Genomic DNA, 18,349 nt, shown 5'->3' on the forward strand with positions numbered 1-18,349 from the left:
ATTATGATAAAGAAATTTTTGCTTGCACTGGGAAAAGGAATAGGACTATCTGTTGTATTCACATGGAATGTAATAGCCCAAACTCCGGCTACTACTTCCTTAATTGAACTAGATTATCAGTATCCAACTAACTATATCATAGATGATATTGAATTTGTTGGAGTTAGGTCTTTAGAACCAGAAGCATTGCTGGCTATTAGTAATCTTAGTATAGGAGATACTGTACAGATACCTGGTACAGCTATTACCCATGCCATTCAAAAGCTTTGGCAACAGAAAATTATTAAAGATATATCTGTTTATGTTGCTCGTGTGGTAGGAAATCGTATAACGTTAGCCTTCCATATTGTAGAAAGCCCTAGGTTATCTACTTATACATTTACAGGAGTTAAAAAGCGAGAAGAAAAAAAGCTAATTGAAAAACTAAGTTTAGTAAGAGGTAGAATTGTTACGCCTAAATTAATCAAGAGTGTTAAAGATACTCTTAGAAAACATTTTTTAAATGAGGGCTATAAAGATATACAAATTGATATAAAGAGTTTGCCTGATCCTAATGATGCTGATTATAACCAACTAGAAATACATATTCAAAAAGGTGAAAAATTAATTGTTAACAAAATTCTTATCAGAGGTAATTATAATATTAGTAGCGATGTGCTTAAAGCACATTTACAACACTTTCATGAGAAGCCTAGATTTACGTTAGTTAAAGATATCTTATATAAGGTATGTACTTTACAGCCTATTAGAAAAGGGGGTATATTATGGCATCAGCCTAACCTAGAAGAGGCTATAATATATTTTAAGAAACATTTTATACTCCATTCAACTAAATTTATCAAACATAAGTACGTTTACGATAAGCAAAGGCTTATACAATACTACCATAATCAAGGATACAGAGATGCGACTATTATAAAAGATGAAGTATATAAAGTACGAGAAGGTCTTCTAAATGTAGCATTAGATATACAAGAGGGTGAAAAGTATTATATAAGAAATATTAAGTGGGTTGGTAACTATATACATGATGTAGCCACACTCAATAAAACTTTAGGTATAAGGCCAGGAAATGTATATAGTCCTATGTTATTACAAGGGCGTCTTGCATTTAACCCTACAGGTAAAGATATCAGCTCTTTATATATGGATGATGGATATTTATTCTTTCATGTAGAGCCTGTAGAAGTAGCTATAGAAGGAAATAAGGTTGATTTAGAATTACGTATACAAGAAGGACCACAAGCTACTATCAATAATGTAGATATACGGGGTAATATTTATACGCATGAGCATGTAATAAGGAGAGAGTTAAAAACTCTGCCGGGCGATAAATTTAACAAAAGTAAAGTTTTCCGTTCACAAAGAGAACTAGCAATGTTAAATGTATTTGATCCTAATAAAATTGGTATTATCCCTTTCCCTAATCCAGCCAATAATACCGTGGATTTATTATATAGCGTAAAAGAGGCGCCTCGTTTTGACCTCAAAGTTGGTGCTGGTTTAGCTTCTGGAAGTGAGTTGAGTTTTAATGTTAACATAGGTACTAATAACTTTTCCTTAGCTAACGCATTACGTGGGAAGCGTCCTTTAGGAGATGTACAGTCCCTACATTTAAAAGCAGAATTTCATGGAAAGAACCAGCAAGATTTTACGTTACAATTTATAGAACCATGGCTGGCTGGGCAAAAGCCAACAGCACTAAGCTTTGCTATTACTAAATCCTTTCAGCAACACGGAGAACATAAATCTTTGAATTCTCCTAGAATTAATGATGCCAATGGTATTCATGAAATTAAAGGTAGTATTCCTAGTCCGAAGAAGGTAGGAAAACATAGCTTTTTAAATTCTTTTGGTATTAAGTCTAGCTTGGGTAAACGGCTTAGTTGGCCTGACGATTACTGTACAATTAGAATAGGAGCTGGGTATCGGTACTATAACTATTATAGATACGATGTGTTTGATAACAATACACAAGTAAGTGATACTACGCAGGAATGGCTTGCAGAAATTACCTTAGAACGTAATAGTATTAATCAACCTACCTATCCTACTGAAGGTAGTTCAATTAGCTTACAACTGAAGTTGACGCCACCTTATAGTTTATTTTCTCAGCAACATTCAAGTAAATTGAATTTGTACGAGAAGATTAAATGGAAAGAATACCATCAGACTATGTTAGATGTTGGTTATTTCTATAATCTTTTTGGTGATTGGGTGTTAAACATATTTGCAAATGGAGGAGCTTTAGGTAGTTATTCTCCCAATAGTAAAATAGGATTGTTTGAGAGATTTTCGATGGGGGGTACAGGATTAGCAAATTTCTCTTTGCTAGGTAGAGAGTTAATTTCATTGCGTGGGTATCCAGAAGGGTATATAACTCCTAAAGATAAAGATGCTGGCACTGGCTACCAAGGAGGGGTTTTGTTTAATAAAGTTGGTATGGAACTACGACATCCTATTATCAAGTCTACTATGTGCTTTATATATGGGTTGGTTTTTGCAGAAGCTGGAAATACTTGGGCACGTTATGAAGATTGGAAGATCTTAGACTTAAAAAAATCAGCAGGATTAGGAATTCGTTTCCATTCACCAATAGGGTTAATAGGATTAGATTGGGGATATGGATTTGATAAAAGCGGTACACAAGAATTAGAAGTGCACTGGTCCTTTGGAAGTAGCATTAGATAACCTAGCTTTTTATAGATATCTTTGTTAACAGCTTGTATCTTTATGCAGTATTATAAAAATATACTTTTAAAAGTAGCTGACTGAGGTGTTGTTTGTTATATGTAAAATTTAAATAAAACTAAATTATGAAAAACAGAATAGTACTAATATTAACATTTTTTTCAGCCATATCTTATCTTCAAGCAGCTGAAAAACCATTGAAAATTGGTTATGTAAAACTAGATTATGTTATGGAAAGCATGCCAGAAACCAAGCAAATGGAGATTGATTTAAAAGCGTTTGAAATACAACTTAGAAATCAGCTACAACAAAAAGCTGTAGTATTACAAGAAAAGATTCAAGCTTTTCAAAAAGGTCATGCAACTATGACAGATCCTGTAAAAAATCAAAAGGAAGCAGAACTACAACAGTTGCACGGAGAATTTGAAAATCTTCAAATGGAATCTCAAAGCTCTTTGGCTAACAAGCAGTTAGAATTATATAAACCTATCTATGAAAGGATACAAAAAACAATAGAGCTAGTAGCTAAAGAAAACAAATATACCCATGTGTTAAATGCAGATACAGTAGGGTTACATATAGTTTTATATGGCGACCAAGAGTATGATATATCTAATTTGATACTTAAAAAGTTAGGTATAGATCCTACTAAATTGGCAACTAAAAAATTAGCTCAAGCTACAGATAAAAAAGTTCAAGAACCTAAAACTCAAGCTGCCAACAAGAATTCTCAGGATAAAACAAATAAAGCACAAAATAAAAAGTAATATCTTGATGATTTAAGGTAATAGGCATTTATGTAATGCCTAACACAAAATAGGCATAAGTTAAGGGCGGTATGTTGTATAGAATATTATTAATTTCTTTATTAGGATTAAAACTTGGTTGCGATAATCAAGAAAAGCATCCGCCCCATTATGCCGACACTCCTGTGGCACGTGTATACAACCAATACCTATATAAGCAAGATATAGAAAATATAGTACCTGCTACTAGTAGCCCAAAAGATAGTTCAGAATGGGTTGAGCGTTATGTCCACAATTGGTTAGCAAAACAGTTGTTAGCCAGTAAAGCAGAAGTACAAGGCATCAGCAATGATATAGAAAAAAAAGTAAACGAGTTTCGTGCCTCTTTATTAGCGCATAACTATATTGAAAAATTAGTTAATGAAAGATTAGGTGAAAGAGATCTATCTGAAGAAGAAATTCAGCATTATTATCAAACAAACCAGGAAAATTTTAAACTTAGGCATAATATAGTTAGAGGTAAATTTGTGGTTATACCTAAAAGTGCTCCTAATATTGTAAGTTTAAAAGGGCTAATTACTTCTGAAAGAGAAGAGGATGCTATCGCATTACAAGCTTATTGTACCGAATTTGCTAAAGATTATTCGTTAAATGAAAGTATCTGGCTCAAATGGGATGATATTGTTACCAAAACACCCTTTAGTAAGGTACCTGATAAAACAAGGCTATTAAAAAGAACCTCTTTTACAGAGGTGCAAGACCAAACATATCGTTATTATATAAAAATTGAAGCATATAAAATTACAAACGATATAGCCCCACTAGAATTAGTTAGAAACCAAATAATAGATGTAATTCTTTATAAAAGAAAGGTTGAGCTAATTAATCAGATTAAAGAAGATATTTTGCAACAAGCTAAAGCTAACAATGACTATACCATTTATGAATACAGCAAGTAAAATATTATGGATTGCTATAGGAGTATTTTTTACCCAACATACGCTAATGGCACAAACTCCACAAGGTAGATTATTGGATAAAGTAATTGCTAGTGTAGACGACCAACCCATATTACAATCTGAGTTAGATGCCGAGTATCAACTCTATCAAGCACAAGATAACGCAAGCAAGAAACCAACCAAGTGCCAAGTACTTGAAAATATGGTGATTAACAAAATATTGCTAGCCAATGCAGCTAAAAAGGAAATAAATGTAAAAAATGGAGAAGTAGATAGATACTTGAAGTATAGAATGCAAGCCATATTAGAAGAAGTAGGTACAGAAGCTAGGTTAGAACAATATATACGTAAGCCTATACATGTCTTTAAAGAAGAACTTAGAAAGTCAATTAGAGAGCAGCTTACAATAGAAAAAATGCGAGATTCTATTATTGGCAATATTACTATATCTCCAATAGAAGTACAATCTTATTTTGATCAGCTTCCAGCTAGTGACGTGCCATTTTTTCCAGCTACTGTAGAAGCATATCAGCTTGTACTTTTTCCTAGCATAGAAGAGCAAGAAAAAAAGTTAGTTATAGAGAATTTAGCATCCTTAAAGACACGTATACAAGCAGGCGAGAGTTTTGCAGTGCTTGCTAGACAATATTCAGAAGATATAGGCAGTGCTAGCAACGGTGGTGAACTAGGATTCTGGAGGATTGGTGAGCTTGACTCATCTTATGAGAAAGCTGCATTAGCTTTAAACCCAGGAGAAATATCCGAGCCAGTAGAAACGAGATTCGGATTCCATATCATCCAACTGATTGAAAAGCAAAAAGATAAATATAATACTAGGCATATTTTATTGAAACCCCTGGCTGCTAAAGTGAGCATAGAAGAAGCTATAGAGCGGATAAATAATATAAGAACTTCTATTTTGGAGAAACAAGTTACCTTTGAAAAAGCAGCTATGTCCTATTCACAAGATATTGCTACAGCTCACCAAGGAGGCCTTTTAACGGGTAATAGTGAAGGTGTGCAAATGCCTGTAGATAAGTTGCCATCAGATGTGTTTTTTATTTTGGATAAAATGGCACCAGGGGATGTTTCACGGCCGATTGTCTTTACGATAGATGGCAAGCAGGCTGCTTGTATCATATATTTGAAAGAAAGGATTGCTTCTCACCAAGCTAACTTTGGACAAGATTATGAGAAGATTCATAAATTAGCTTTAGCGTATAAAAAGCAACGTATATTAAATGAATGGATTGAGGCGGCTAAAGCCAAAGCTATTATACAATTAGAGCCTTCTTATGAGACATGCCATATATTAAAATAACAGCTTTGTATATACTTTAATTTTAGTAAGAAATCTTTAATCCTGTTCCTCTTTCCATCACTTTATCGAGAAATATTATCCTTATTTTCTCATCGTTATCGTTTTGTAACTACTATATTTTGATTATAGATGATCCTCTATCATTTGCGTTAAATGGTAGTTACACAACATAACTGAGCTATAGTCTGGCAAAGGCTACCAGTTTATAGGGTTAAGAAGAGGTTTATTATATTTTTAAAATGCTATGCAAAATGAATTTATTATAAATGGAGTATTATTTGTATTAATAATTTTTTAAATAGAGTTCTTCCGAAACTTAACATAAAAGTTCATAGTTATAAATTCCAGCAATAAGATTAAAGCGTAGCCCAAATCTTTTTCTCCTATTTCTGTAACGCTCCGCTAAAATTTTAAACCGCTTGAGCATACCAATTATATGCTCGCTAAGCACCCTTTGGCTGGCTAATTGCTGATTACTCCTCTTATCGGCTTTGGTCAAAGGATGCTTTTTACTGCGTTTTTTAGGCATAAGCGATTTGTCATGTAGCCTCTTTAACCCTTGATAGCCTGTATCTACTATGGCTTGACTATGCTGGCTTATATGTACCTTAGATTCCTTAAACAAGCGAAAGTCATGCCGCTTTCCATTTGAAAAACTACTACATATTATGGCTCGCGTTTGCTTATCGACAACTAGTTGTGTCTTTAGTGTATGTCGTTTCTTTTTACCTGAGTAGTAATATCGCTGCTTTTTTTAGGCCGCTCAATGGGGCTCTCTGTAGCATCTATTAAGATTACTGCATATTCCATATCGCTTTTTAACAATGCTTTACGGCCTGGTAAAGTGAATTGACCACTTTTAATTAACGCCTCTTCAATAAAACGGATGGTATAATAGCAATTACTCTCACTTATTCCATAACTTTTTGAAATATGGAAGTATGTGCGGTATTCTCTTAAATATTCTAAAGTCATTAAAAGCATTTGTTCACAACTCAGTTTATTAGGCCGCCCTACTTTAGCTTTCTTTGTTTGAATGGCTTTCTGTATGATAGCTAACATTTTGGCAAAGGTCTCAGCCTTTACGCCTGTTAAGCGACGGAATTCTTCTGGCTTTAAGGTTTTTAGATGACTGTTTTCCATTAATCTTTCTGTTTTTTTATCCCTAATTTATACATTTATGCTTATTCCTTAGGTTTCAGAAGAACTCTAATTGCTTGGACAAGGTCTAAAGCACCTAAGGAAGTACGTAATCCTATTGTGTACAGTTTAGAGATAGGTACTGGTATCCCTTATGCATCATGGAATGATAAACTGCTAACCACTTCTAATTCTTCTTCTAAAGTAAGCTCGCAATATAAGGTGAGTCCTAATATGCGGGTAGGAGGAACCATTGGTTATGAGTTTGGTAGGATGCTTGCGGGTGCTTTTTGTAAATGGGGACCCGAAATTGGATTAAGTTATGGATTTACAAGACGTGTTAGGTTACTAGATGATAGGGGTTTAGAGGAGAAGTATTTACATTTTCCTATTGTTTTTAAATTTCTTGCTTTTCATATACCTAAATTTAAATTTCAAGAAGATGAAGAATATGAGAAAATGTATTATTCATCATTTGGAAATATAGGTCTATCAATAGGCTATGAATTTAATATATTGCTATCATCTGTTTACAAAGAAAAACAGAGTACCATTCGTCTGCATCCTGATTCTCAGTTATATTATAATTCAGATGGAATTAAGGTAGTGGTTCCCCATAGCTTTGGTAGTATTATTTTAAAAGTATTTGGCTACGTTTATGATTCTGTATATATAGGTACAGCAATGAGAATACCTATTGAACTAGGTTACCAAAGTTATAGCCCTGAACATGTGACTAAGAAAAAAATTTTCTATAATGCCAGGGCAGAAAGCACTTCATGCTTAGAACTTTACATGGGTTTAAATATAAGCGAGTGGCTATAACTTTATTTTTATCCTCTACTGCTTATAGATTGCTTTCTTTTAAAAGTTGTTGAATAAAGAGAAGTATATACACTGTTAGAGTTTGGAGAAGCTGAAGGGACATTCTTCGTAAAATGTCCCTTCAGCCTATACTAGAAAGCTGCATTACCAGGAGTACGTGGAAAAGGAATAACATCACGAATATTATCCATGCCTGTTACAAATTGTACTAGTCGCTCTAAACCTAAGCCAAAACCACTATGTGGTACGGTTCCAAAAAGACGTGTATCCAAGTACCATTGCAATATATTAGAGTTCATACCCATAGATTGAATGGCCTCGGTAAGCTTATCTAAACGCTCTTCCCGCTGAGATCCTCCAATGATTTCTCCAATACCTGGGAATAGAATATCCATGGCTGCTACTGTCTTCCCATCCTCTTGTTGGTGCATGTAAAACGCTTTAATAGCGCGCGGATAGTTGGTAATAATCACTGGCTTTGTAAAATGTTTTTCTACTAAATAACGCTCATGTTCTGACTGTAGGTCACAGCCCCATTCATCAATAGGATAAGCAAACTTTTTCTCTTTATTAGGCTGAGAAGCTTTTAAAATATCAATTGCTTCTGTATAGCTAATGCAAGCAAATGGGTAAGTCAGTATGTTATCTAATCGATCTAATAAAGGCAAGAAAGATTTGTCTGTTTGCTTTCCTACTCTTGCGTCTAGCTCTCTTTTTTGTAAGAACTCTAAATCATCTTTACAATGCTCTAATGCAAAACCAATTACATATTTTAAAAATCTCTCTGCTAAAGCTATGTTATCAGCTAAATCATAAAAAGCCATTTCAGGTTCTACCATCCAGAACTCGGCTAAGTGCCGGGTAGTGTTAGAGTTTTCAGCCCTAAAAGTTGGACCAAATGTATATACTTCTGCCAAACCTAAGGCTGCTGCCTCAGCTTCGAGCTGGCCAGAAACAGTCAAACTTGTTTTTTGCCCAAAAAAGTCTCTTTTAAAATCAACTTGCCCTTGTGGTGTTTTAGGTAGCTGCTCCATGTTTAAAGTAGTTACACTAAACATTTCTCCTGCTCCCTCAGCATCTACAGCTGTAATAATGGGTGTGTGTAGATATACAAAGCCCTGCTCATGAAAGAACTGATGAATGGCGTAGCTAATAGCATGGCGTATGCGAAATACTGCACTAAAAGTATTAGTCCGAAAGCGTAGATGCGCTATTTCTCGTAAAAATTCTAATGAGTGCTTCTTAGGCTGTAACGGATAATCTGTTGCAGTACCTAGTATTTCTATAGTGTCAGCTTGTAACTCTATGGCTTGGTTTCCTCCTTGAGAAGCTATAACAGTACCACAAACAGATAAGCTCACACCTGTGGCAATATGCTGCATAATATCTTCTGCAAACTTCTCGGGCTCTGTTACAATTTGTAGATTATGGATAGTAGAACCGTCATTTAGCATTATAAAAACTACTTGCTTACTAATACGCTTGGTTCTTACCCAACCCTTTATACAGACTTTTGTTCCAACAGGGTTAGCAATGAATAATTCTTTAATTTTAATTCTCTTCACAAGTTTGTATTTTATTAAATTCGTGTATGATAAATTTATAAAGTAGCACCTATAACTTACTTTTACTAAAGTAAATTAAGTATAATTAAGTCCTATTTATGGTAACTAATTTATTACAAATAAAAATTCACACAAAGTTAGGTCAATATTACTTAAATGTAGTTTTTAGTAAAAATATATTATATAAAATCCTTTATGCAAAAATTACGTTTAACCCAAAAACTTACTCAAAAGTTAACCCCTCAACAAATTCAATTAGTAAAGCTTTTACAAATTCCTTCCATAGATATTAATGCACGTATACAGCAAGAATTAGCAGAAAACCCTGTTTTAGAACCAGCTAATGATAATGTTGAGTATCTGCAAGAAGCTGAAGATAATTCTGCTATAGATACGATGACTGTTGGTTATATAGATGAGTTACCACAAAAAAACTACCTTACATATCGCGATTATGAGGCAGAAGAACGATGGCTCAGAAAGGAAGCTTCAGTTCCCAATAGATATTCTTTGCAAGAACAGCTATTAGAACAATTAGAAATGCTTCGTTTGGATGAAGGTCAACATAAGATTGGTGAATACCTTATTGGAAGTTTAGAAACAGATGGTTATATACGGCGTGATTTGGCAGCGCTTGCTAATGATCTTTTATTAACACAATATATTCAGACCAATGAAACAGAAGTAGAAACAATACTTAAAAAAATACAGACATTTGATCCTCCTGGAATCGGCGCTAGAAGCTTACAAGAATGCTTGCTTATTCAGCTAAATAGGCAACCATCTAAGCCTGTACGTAATATGGCTATTCAAATCTTAAATCAGACTTTTGAATTGTTTACCAAAAAACATTATTCCCAAATTATTAAAAAACTTGCCATAGAAGATCAGGAACTTTTTAAGGAAGCGTTAGAACTTATTGCAAAGCTAAATCCTAAACCAGGTGGAACATTAGGTTCAGATATTCAACAAAACCAGATTTTATATCCAGATTTTCTAGTCACTAAGCATAACCAACAATTGGAGGTACGGTTGAATGCTTATAATACACCTGAGCTTAGACTGAGCAGGAGCTATATACACATTTTAGAAACCTCTCAGAAACTAGGTAAAGACAAAAAAAAGAGTCCCAGCTTACAAGCAGCTTCTTCTTTTGTTAAACAAAAAGCAGAGTCAGCAAAGTGGTTTATAGAAGCATTGAACCAGCGTAAAAAGACGCTTTTGCGTACCATGCAGGCTATAGTACAGTTGCAATACGATTTTTTTATGGAAGAAGATGAAAGTAAGCTTAAACCGATGATATTAAAAGATGTAGCAAAAATTATTGAAATGGATATTTCTACAGTTTCTAGAATTGTTAATAATAAATCTGTGCAAACACAGTTTGGCATTTACCCTCTTAAATTCTTCTTTACTGAAGCTATCAGTACTACTATGGGAGAAGATGTAAGTAGTAAAGCTGTAAAACAAGCATTGCTAGAACTTATTCAACAAGAGAGCAAACAACAACCTTATGCAGATGAGCAACTTACTGCTATGCTTGTTGATAAGGGTTATCATATAGCACGTCGTACTGTAGCTAAATATAGGGAGCAGCTTAATATGCCTGTAGCTAGGTTAAGGAAAGAACTGTAGGGGGAGTTATTATGTATAGTTTCGGGCCTTATGTAATAAGATTGTCTAGCCGACCCAAGTCTAAGTTATATGTAACAATTACTAAGGTAATTAAAGGTGAAAGCTTTATGAATTGCTACAAGGTGCTAAATTGTAGTAAGGCACTACAAGTAAGTTTACATTATAATAAGAGTGCTCTAGATATTAATTATATTCGATAAATATGGATGTGCCTTATGCTAATAATATAAATTATTGGAGTTCTATTTTTGTTAGTCAAAACGAGCAAGCCTATTATGCTGAAGTCGGCTGTGGAGTTGCTGCGTTGACGGTGCTCTTAAAAAGAATAAACCTTACGCCACTTTCAACATAGGAAGAACTTTGTAATGAGCTTCGGATTACTGTACCACCTTTAGCAAAGGGGTACAGTAAGGATGAGCCTGAAATAGGACTTTATCCAGAGGATTTATTTAGGTATACTATTCGAAAAGTACTTAATTTTTGGATGTATTTTTTTGAAGTTGAGTGGGCAGTACCTTTACAAAAGGCACCTATAATGGTTCTCATGGCGGGCAATGAAGAAGAATTTGGTTTAAACTCTCATTGGATTATATTGGTAAATGTTATAAATAGATTCTTTGTGTACCTAGATCCTTGGTATAAAAGCGACCAGAACTATATCAGGCATATTTCAATTGTTGATTTTCGGCGCTATTATACTGGTATTGCTTTATAAATTAATATGTAGCTTTTAACCATATGCTAGGTAACGTCTTCAATATAGAGACGTATAATACTGTTGGTGGAATAGCTAAAAAATATAAATTCGAACTTAAGACTGCTATACAGGTCAATTAAATATTGTTTATGTTTAAAAAATATAGTAATATAATATTACGCACAGGTTCTAGCCTGGTTGGTATTCCTCTTGTTGTCAGCCTCATATACTGGAATGCATGGGGATACTTTTTACTTTTTTTTATAATACTAATAGGTACGTTGCTAGAATTTTACAAACTTATCAGCAACCAAGAAACGGCTCCCCTCCGCATATGGGGACTGACGTTTGCTGGGTTACTGTATATATTTAGCTTTCTATATGCAAGTGCTATTATGCCAGGTACATATTTCTATTCGACTATACCTCTATTAACTTCTATTTACTTTATTATGCTTTACAAAAAAAATGTCTATAAACCCTTTTCAAGCATAGCTTACACTTTCTTAGGCATTATTTATATAGGTATACCATTTACTTTATTACATTTTATTGCTTTTTATAAGGGCGTTTATCATTATGAGTTTATATTAGGTATTTTATTTACCATATGGGCAAATGATATAGGGGCGTATTTAGTAGGTTCTTTTTGGACCTTTTGGGAAAGGCACCACCTTTTTAAGCGTATTTCTCCTAAAAAGTCTTGGGAAGGCAGCATAGGAGGGGGGATACTTACGCTGTTGGTAGCTTATGCTATGTCTCGCTATTATACAAGCTGGAATATGGCTGAGTGGATGATAGTAGGAGCTATTGCTGTGGTGGCTGGTACCTATGGTGATTTAATAGAATCGTTGCTAAAAAGAAGCTTGCAAATTAAGGATTCAGGCAGTATTATTCCTGGACATGGTGGTCTTTTAGATCGCTTTGATAGTTTTTTGCTAGTAGTACCTCTGGTTGTAGCATTCAACACTGCTGGGCAAGAAATGAATTTTGTAAAAAATACAAATAAGAAAGCAGCTATGAATTACACATTAACGAATGATGATAGTCCTTTTGAGTCTATGCTCAAACATGTCAATGATGCTTCACAAATCATTGGCTTAGATGAGAAAATTTATAATGTATTACAATCACCTGATAAGCAAGTTATTGTATCTTTGCCTATTATAATGGATGATGGTACGGTACAAGTCTTTAAAGGTTATAGAGTTATCTATTCAAGATTACTAGGTCCTTCTAAGGGCGGTATACGTTATAATTCTCATGTAGAATTAGATGAGGTAAAGGCATTAGCAGCATGGATGACTTGGAAGTGCGCGTTAGTTGATTTGCCTTTTGGTGGTGCCAAGGGTGGGGTTGAGTGCGATCCTAAGCAACTTTCAGCAGGTGAGCTAGAGCGCTTGACCAGGTCTTATACCACTGCTATGTTAGAAGTTTTTGGTCCTGATAAAGATATTCCTGCTCCTGATATGGGTACTGGACCTAGGGAAATGGCATGGATTATGGATACCTATAATCAAGCACATGGTACAATAACGCCTGCAGTTGTTACAGGTAAGCCTGTGGCCATAGGTGGTTCACTAGGTCGAGTAGAAGCTACAGGAAGAGGTATTATGGTAAGTACACTTGCTGCCTTACAGCAACTAAAGATAAATGTGAAAAATGCGACGGTTGCCATACAAGGTTTTGGTAATGTGGGTAGTTATACAGCTCAATTATTACAAGAAAAGGGTGCTAAAATTGTTGCTATTAGCGACCTCTCTGGTGCTTATTATAGTGCCAATGGTATTGATATACAACAAGCTATTGCACATAAAGCTAAATATGGAAGATTGACAGGTTTGCTAGGTACTAAAGAATTACCTAACCAAGATTTGTTAACCCTTGCTGTAGATGTACTAATACCGGCTGCTTCGCCAAATGCAATAACACATGAGAACGCACACCAAGTCCAAGCAAAGCTTATTGTAGAAGGAGCAAATGGTCCTCTTACAGCAGAAGCAGATGAAATTATTCATAATCATAAAAATATTATGGTAATACCTGATATCTTAGCAAATGCTGGAGGGGTAGTAGTATCTTATTTTGAATGGGTACAAAATAGGCAAGGTACTAAATGGCCTATAGAAAAAGTTTACCAAAAAGCTGATTATATAATACAGGATGCTTACAATAGGGTATATGAGGCTTCTAAAAAGTATCAGACCTCTATGCGAAAAGCAGCGTATATAGTTGCCGTTAACAAGGTCGCACAAGCTTATCAGTTGCGTTCCACACTTAAAAAATAATATGTTGCGTATTCATAAAGAAGGAAAAATAATAATTCGTAATAGCTTATTCATTTTGTTATTGCTTAATCTTGCACTTATAGGCGGGGTACGTATGAGTAAGTCGGTTACCACAGCTTTAGGAATAAGTTCTACTTTGCTAGGGCTTTGGATACTCTATTTTTTTCGTAATCCAACCAGGTTAATAAACAAGCAAGAGGAGCTTATATTATCACCTGCAGATGGTAAAGTAGTAGCTATCAAGCAGATCTATGAAGACGAGTATTTTAAAGAAGAACGTATACAGATAAGTATTTTCATGTCACCTTTTAACGTGCATGTAAATCGTAGCCCTATTTCTGGTGTGTTAGAATATTTTAAATACCATCCTGGAAAATATTTGGTTGCTTTTCATCCTAAGTCTAGTACTAAAAATGAACGTACTACTGCAGTAGTAAAACGTATAGATGGCATAGAAGTACTCTTCCGGCAAATAGCTGGCTTTGTAGCTAGAAGGATTAAGTTTTATCCTAAAGTAGGTGATGAAGTCCATCAAGGAGATGAGGTAGGGTTTATTAAGTTTGGGTCTAGGTTAGATATTTTTCTTCCACTAAATGCAGATATACAGGTAAACTTAAAAGAACATGTGCGAGGTGGTAAATCAATAATAGCTAAGATTGCTAGTGAAGAAGAGGAATAACAAGACTTTGTAGTTAGCTAGGGCATAAGCTAAGAATTAATAGGACAATGAATTGTTCTAGAACTGCAAACTAAATGACCTAAAAAGCTTTGTTTCTAATATAGATTTATCTTACGCTGAAGCATTCCACATAGCCATCTCTTCCTATTTTTAAATAAACACTATACATGTTGGTTTGCTAAAACCTTGTGAAATTTATTCTAATGATTGGCTTTCTAAATTAATCATAGTACGTTTATTTCTAAAATAAATCATAAGTGCTATGAATAAATTGATATGGAAGTTTAGCTTATTACAACTCTTGCTAATAAGTTGTGGTACTCCAAAACCAATAGAAGAAGTTGTTGTGCAGGCCTTTGACAAGAAGACGGGCATAATGGTTCACTCTAAAGAAGTTGCTGACTTAGATGTTTACCAAGTTTTAGAATTTCCTGAAGAAGAGAAGAATCGTAATCATTATGGTGATCGTGGTACAGAAGATATAGCATATCTTGTAATGCATTATACTGTTTGTAATTTTCCAGCGACTATGCGTCTTTTTACATCGGATATTCCTGAGGGTAGAGTAAGTGCACATTATGTGGTTACAGAAGAAGAGAGAGAAAGAGATGTTCAGGGAGGCATGGTTTTTCAAGTAGTTCCAGAAGAAAAAACAGCTTGGCATGCAGGTATTAGCTATTGGAGAGGAGAACAAGGCCTTAACTTAAGATCTATTGGAGTTGAAAATGTTAATAAAGGTTTTGTTGGTAAGGAATCAGAGTATCCTAACTGGTTTACTTTTGATAAAAAACAGATAAGATCTTTAGGCACCTTGAGCCAATATATTGTAAATAGTTATAATATAGCTCCGCAAAATGTAGTAGGGCATGCGGATATTGCTCCTACAAGAAAACAAGACCCTGGTATCCTTTTTCCTTGGGAAAAGCTATACACACATTATGGAGTAGGCGCATGGCTTACAGAAGATGAAAGAGATGAAAAGGCTATAGCAGAAAGATTTACTCCTAAAGAGAAACTACCACAAGGTATTAGCGAAGCTTTTCTTTTAACGTGTTTGCAAGCTTACGGATATAATTGTACTGAAGTAGGTTATATGACACCAGAAAATACTTCAATTGTTAAAGCTTTTAAAGCACATTTTTCTAGAAATCAGTATCCCTACACTTATGATGCTAGCATTGATAGAACAGATATGCTATGGGTATGGGGATTAAGTGAAAAGTATAAATAGGAGTAAACTGGTTAGTAAATTATCGGTACAGTACACGTTTACAGAATACACACAAGTCTAAGTTGCTATTTTTATCTGAAAAAGTGGTATTGTTAAATTAAGATAGGCAGCTGATTATTTAGCTTGGCCATTAGCAGGTTGAGCGATTTTTCTATCATGTGCACCTGTTTGCTATAGCATTTTCCTTTACGCTTAAATCTTGCTAAATAGTGCCTAATTAAGCTATTATATCCTTCCACTGTATAAGTTTCTGATTTGCTTTGTCGGTGTTTATCTTTTGGAATAAACTGCTGGTAGCTTTTCCAATAATCACTACAATACAGCTTGCCTATATCCTTGACGCGCCCCCATAACTTCAATCCGGTTTGTGTCGAGCGATCTCCACACACATATGATATAAAACGCTTGCTCAATCTATCAACAGCTATCCATATCCAGCAGTAGACTTTTTTGAACCCACATATGTGTGTATTTCATCCATCTCGACTATATCTACTTGATCTTGTCTTTCTGGTAAACTTACTTGATCTCCACATGCTTTTACCCATTGATAGACTGTTCCATAGCTTATGTTGAGTATACGGCCTATAGCTCGAAATCCTAATCCTTCTAAGTATAATTGCAACGCTTTTCGCTTAGTAGATAGAGGTTTAACATCTGATTTGTGACTAACTGTGTAAGGGAAACGGCAACTTTTACACTGGTAGCGCTGTCTACCTCTAACAATTCCATCTTTACAGCTTTGAGTATTATTACATCGAGGACAATTCATACTTTTTCCTCTAACTTACTAATCCTATCCCAATTTAACAATACCGAAAAAGTTAGTTATCCATTAAGCTAGCTGTCAAATATAAAAGGAGCGCTTATATGTTAGCTATAAAGATTATTGGTTGGTTGCAAAGTAAAATAGGCTCTTGTAGGTATTGGTAATCTTGTACACCTATGAACGCTTACGTAATATACAGAAAAAGCTACCCTTCACCTGATTTGAGTATAGTTATGGTAACAATTTGCCGAGCGAATACTATAAATTTATACCTGAACTGTGGCTTGAATAAGCGGATCTCTTTTTCCGAGCTGTCTCAATGTATTAACCCTATATCGGATAGAAATCTAAGCGCGCATAAAAGCCGATTGTTGAAACCTTATAAAAAATAAGAATTACGCTTTTAAATGAGAGGCCTGCTATAAATAAAGTTTAATTTGCTTAATACAAAAGTTTGTTCTCTTCTACTTTGCGTATATCTTCTTTAGTTTTATCTGCTTGAAGCGGAATTCTCATACTAATATAATAGTTGACTCCAAAGACATCTTCATCATTCAAACCCCAGCCTATAATATCAAAAGGATTATGTGAAGTAATGGTACTGATCTTTTTAGCGAACTTATAACGGGCAGTACAACCTATATAAATCCATTCCCATACTTTGACACGAACACCTGCCACTATTTCAAACCAATGGGCTTTAAGTTTACTAGTTTCATCTACCTTATCTTTATAAATATCTCCCCAAAATTTAACTTCTTCATCCTTTGTGTTTTTTCCTTTCTCTTGTGTCAGCTTACCATATAATTCATCTCTACAATGAGCTTGACTATACCTGAGTCCTAAAAAGGCAGCATTATGGTCTACACTATTGCTTATAAAATTATAGTTAAATCCTATACGGAAATATTGACCTATATTGGATGAAATAGCTTGAAGTTTTGAGGGTGGATTTTTTCTAGCAATAGTACCTAAGCCATATTCTCCTTCTAAAAGAATTCTGTTAAGATCTAAACTAGCATTGAATTCGTATTGTGCTCCTGTTTTTTCATACCAGATATAGTAAAGAGGGCGCGTTACATCAAAACCTACTTGTAAACCAGTAGGCAATATATCCTTTATTTTTGCAGAGCTAGTAGAACCTATACTTAGCAAACCTATTACTAATAATATGTTAATATTGTATCTCAACATTAGGTTTATCTTTTTCTTCTGATGTTTCGTGTTTAGCCTTCTTTAGAGAAGGCTTGCGAATGGTTCCTTTTGTAAAAGAAGTTTCTACGCTATCTATAATATACTCTTGTTGCATACCACAACTAGGAGAGATTAAGGAAGCTACCCTGGTATAAAATATTGTTAAATTACCAAGCCTCACAGAGTCGTCAATACTATCTGAAGCCTTATAGAAGAATAGTGTAACCTTATTATTTCTTGGGTGAAGGTAAAAAATATATTGATTTTTTGCACTTCCTGCTTGTTTGATTGGGACTTTACCTGGATTCTCGTTGTCATACTCGATCTTACTTATCTTTAACTCGTTTTCCCCTTTAAACTCGACTACTGCCATATTTATATATATACTTCTACAATCTTCAAAATCCCTACAAGCCATAATACCCAATAGTAATATGGTAATAACAACAAATGAGTAATATTGCGGCTTAAATTTTGGTAAGTGCATAGGTCTCTTTAGTATTTTTTTTTATATTATATGGCCTCACCTTTGAATAAATATATTTCTATTTTAAAATATAGTAAGGTAAATCTTACTTTTTATTCTACAAGTTAGCTTTTTTATACCAA

General features: G+C 34.5%; 15 protein-coding genes and 1 pseudogene. 11 read left to right on the plus strand and 5 right to left on the minus strand.

Translation table 11 applies throughout. The annotated features are described in order from the left end of the window. Positions 1-3 precede the first annotated feature (3 nt). The 4 genes from AASI_RS04020 (at position 4) to AASI_RS04035 (ending at position 5,717) form a co-directional block, all read left to right on the plus strand. Positions 4-2,691, plus strand: coding sequence for a BamA/OMP85 family outer membrane protein (locus tag AASI_RS04020; protein ID WP_012472929.1), 2,688 nt, complete (start codon positions 4-6; stop codon positions 2,689-2,691). A 125-nt stretch (positions 2,692-2,816) separates the two neighbouring features. After that, on the plus strand, positions 2,817-3,458 hold the full coding sequence (locus AASI_RS04025) for an OmpH family outer membrane protein (protein ID WP_012472930.1): 642 nt from the start codon (positions 2,817-2,819) through the stop codon (positions 3,456-3,458). A gap of 71 nt (positions 3,459-3,529) precedes the next feature. Continuing rightward, positions 3,530-4,396, plus strand: a complete 867-nt coding sequence (locus AASI_RS04030; protein ID WP_012472931.1) for a hypothetical protein — start codon at positions 3,530-3,532, stop codon at positions 4,394-4,396. Continuing rightward, positions 4,380-5,717, plus strand: coding sequence for a peptidylprolyl isomerase (locus AASI_RS04035; protein WP_012472932.1), 1,338 nt, complete (start codon positions 4,380-4,382; stop codon positions 5,715-5,717). The genes AASI_RS04030 and AASI_RS04035 overlap by 17 nt, the downstream gene beginning before the upstream one ends. 316 nt (positions 5,718-6,033) lie before the next feature. On the opposite strand, the gene AASI_RS08110 is transcribed toward AASI_RS04035, so the two are convergent. Continuing rightward, positions 6,034-6,860, minus strand: a protein-coding gene (locus tag AASI_RS08110) for an IS5-like element ISCaa3 family transposase (protein WP_148204948.1) whose coding sequence is annotated in 2 segments (ribosomal slippage) — positions 6,034-6,473 and positions 6,473-6,860 — 828 coding nt in all. Because the reading frame shifts where the segments join, the coding sequence is not laid out codon by codon here. A 117-nt stretch (positions 6,861-6,977) separates the two neighbouring features. Between AASI_RS08110 and AASI_RS04050 the strand changes: the two genes are divergently transcribed. Continuing rightward, positions 6,978-7,682, plus strand: coding sequence for a hypothetical protein (locus AASI_RS04050; RefSeq protein WP_012472934.1), 705 nt, complete (start codon positions 6,978-6,980; stop codon positions 7,680-7,682). A gap of 131 nt (positions 7,683-7,813) precedes the next feature. Here AASI_RS04050 and asnS read toward each other — a convergent pair whose 3' ends face one another. Then, positions 7,814-9,247, minus strand: coding sequence for an asparagine--tRNA ligase (asnS, locus tag AASI_RS04055; protein WP_012472935.1), 1,434 nt, complete (start codon positions 9,245-9,247; stop codon positions 7,814-7,816). Positions 9,248-9,442: 195 nt separating this feature from the next. Here asnS and rpoN point away from each other — a divergent pair, with 195 nt between their 5' ends. The 6 genes and pseudogenes from rpoN to AASI_RS04080 all read left to right on the plus strand — a co-directional run bounded on the left by rpoN (position 9,443) and on the right by AASI_RS04080 (position 15,777). Further along, the gene (gene rpoN / locus AASI_RS04060) at positions 9,443-10,882 is read left to right on the plus strand and encodes an RNA polymerase factor sigma-54 (RefSeq protein WP_012472936.1); all 1,440 of its coding nucleotides are present in this window, start codon (positions 9,443-9,445) and stop codon (positions 10,880-10,882) included. 484 nt (positions 10,883-11,366) lie between these two features. After that, positions 11,367-11,597: a hypothetical protein gene (locus AASI_RS04065; RefSeq protein ID WP_012472938.1), complete on the plus strand. Its 231-nt coding sequence runs from the start codon at positions 11,367-11,369 to the stop codon at positions 11,595-11,597. A gap of 131 nt (positions 11,598-11,728) precedes the next feature. Continuing rightward, a pseudogene (locus AASI_RS09075) lies at positions 11,729-12,532 on the plus strand (phosphatidate cytidylyltransferase); the annotation flags it as partial. Between the two features lie 66 nt (positions 12,533-12,598). Continuing rightward, positions 12,599-13,867, plus strand: a complete 1,269-nt coding sequence (locus AASI_RS09080; protein WP_044283008.1) for a Glu/Leu/Phe/Val family dehydrogenase — start codon at positions 12,599-12,601, stop codon at positions 13,865-13,867. Between the two features lies 1 nt (position 13,868). Beyond that, the gene (locus AASI_RS04075; protein ID WP_012472940.1) at positions 13,869-14,546 is read left to right on the plus strand and encodes a phosphatidylserine decarboxylase family protein; all 678 of its coding nucleotides are present in this window, start codon (positions 13,869-13,871) and stop codon (positions 14,544-14,546) included. A gap of 262 nt (positions 14,547-14,808) precedes the next feature. After that, entirely contained in the window at positions 14,809-15,777 is a 969-nt protein-coding gene (locus AASI_RS04080) for an N-acetylmuramoyl-L-alanine amidase (protein WP_012472941.1), read from the plus strand. A gap of 92 nt (positions 15,778-15,869) precedes the next feature. On the opposite strand, the gene AASI_RS08120 is transcribed toward AASI_RS04080, so the two are convergent. The 3 genes from AASI_RS08120 to AASI_RS04100 all read right to left on the minus strand — a co-directional run bounded on the left by AASI_RS08120 (position 15,870) and on the right by AASI_RS04100 (position 18,227). Continuing rightward, a protein-coding gene (locus tag AASI_RS08120; RefSeq protein WP_148204949.1) for an IS1-like element ISCaa4 family transposase occupies positions 15,870-16,549 on the minus strand; the annotation gives its coding sequence in 2 pieces (ribosomal slippage) (positions 15,870-16,231 and positions 16,231-16,549; 681 coding nt in all). A 438-nt stretch (positions 16,550-16,987) separates the two neighbouring features. Continuing rightward, positions 16,988-17,740, minus strand: coding sequence for a DUF6048 family protein (locus AASI_RS04095; protein WP_012472943.1), 753 nt, complete (start codon positions 17,738-17,740; stop codon positions 16,988-16,990). Then, positions 17,721-18,227: a hypothetical protein gene (locus AASI_RS04100; protein WP_012472944.1), complete on the minus strand. Its 507-nt coding sequence runs from the start codon at positions 18,225-18,227 to the stop codon at positions 17,721-17,723. Before AASI_RS04100 ends, AASI_RS04095 begins: the two co-directional genes overlap by 20 nt. Between the last annotated feature and the right edge of the window lie 122 nt (positions 18,228-18,349).

This window comes from Candidatus Amoebophilus asiaticus 5a2 (assembly GCF_000020565.1).
Lineage (GTDB): Bacteria > Bacteroidota > Bacteroidia > Cytophagales > Amoebophilaceae > Amoebophilus > Amoebophilus asiaticus.

Bases quoted from the DNA above. Each gene is read 5' to 3' on its own strand.
- AASI_RS04030 (WP_012472931.1), top strand. From the start codon at position 3,530: ATGTTGTATAGAATATTATTAATTTCTTTATTAGGATTAAAACTTGGT.
- AASI_RS04035 (WP_012472932.1), top strand. From the start codon at position 4,380: ATGAATACAGCAAGTAAAATATTATGGATTGCTATAGGAGTATTTTTT.
- AASI_RS04065 (WP_012472938.1), top strand. From the start codon at position 11,367: ATGTATTTTTTTGAAGTTGAGTGGGCAGTACCTTTACAAAAGGCACCT.
- AASI_RS04080 (WP_012472941.1), top strand. From the start codon at position 14,809: ATGAATAAATTGATATGGAAGTTTAGCTTATTACAACTCTTGCTAATA.
- AASI_RS04020 (WP_012472929.1), top strand. From the start codon at position 4: ATGATAAAGAAATTTTTGCTTGCACTGGGAAAAGGAATAGGACTATCT.
- AASI_RS04095 (WP_012472943.1), bottom strand. From the start codon at position 17,740: ATGTTGAGATACAATATTAACATATTATTAGTAATAGGTTTGCTAAGT.
- AASI_RS04075 (WP_012472940.1), top strand. From the start codon at position 13,869: ATGTTGCGTATTCATAAAGAAGGAAAAATAATAATTCGTAATAGCTTA.
- AASI_RS04025 (WP_012472930.1), top strand. From the start codon at position 2,817: ATGAAAAACAGAATAGTACTAATATTAACATTTTTTTCAGCCATATCT.
- AASI_RS09080 (WP_044283008.1), top strand. From the start codon at position 12,599: ATGAATTACACATTAACGAATGATGATAGTCCTTTTGAGTCTATGCTC.
- rpoN (WP_012472936.1), top strand. From the start codon at position 9,443: ATGCAAAAATTACGTTTAACCCAAAAACTTACTCAAAAGTTAACCCCT.
- AASI_RS04100 (WP_012472944.1), bottom strand. From the start codon at position 18,227: ATGCACTTACCAAAATTTAAGCCGCAATATTACTCATTTGTTGTTATT.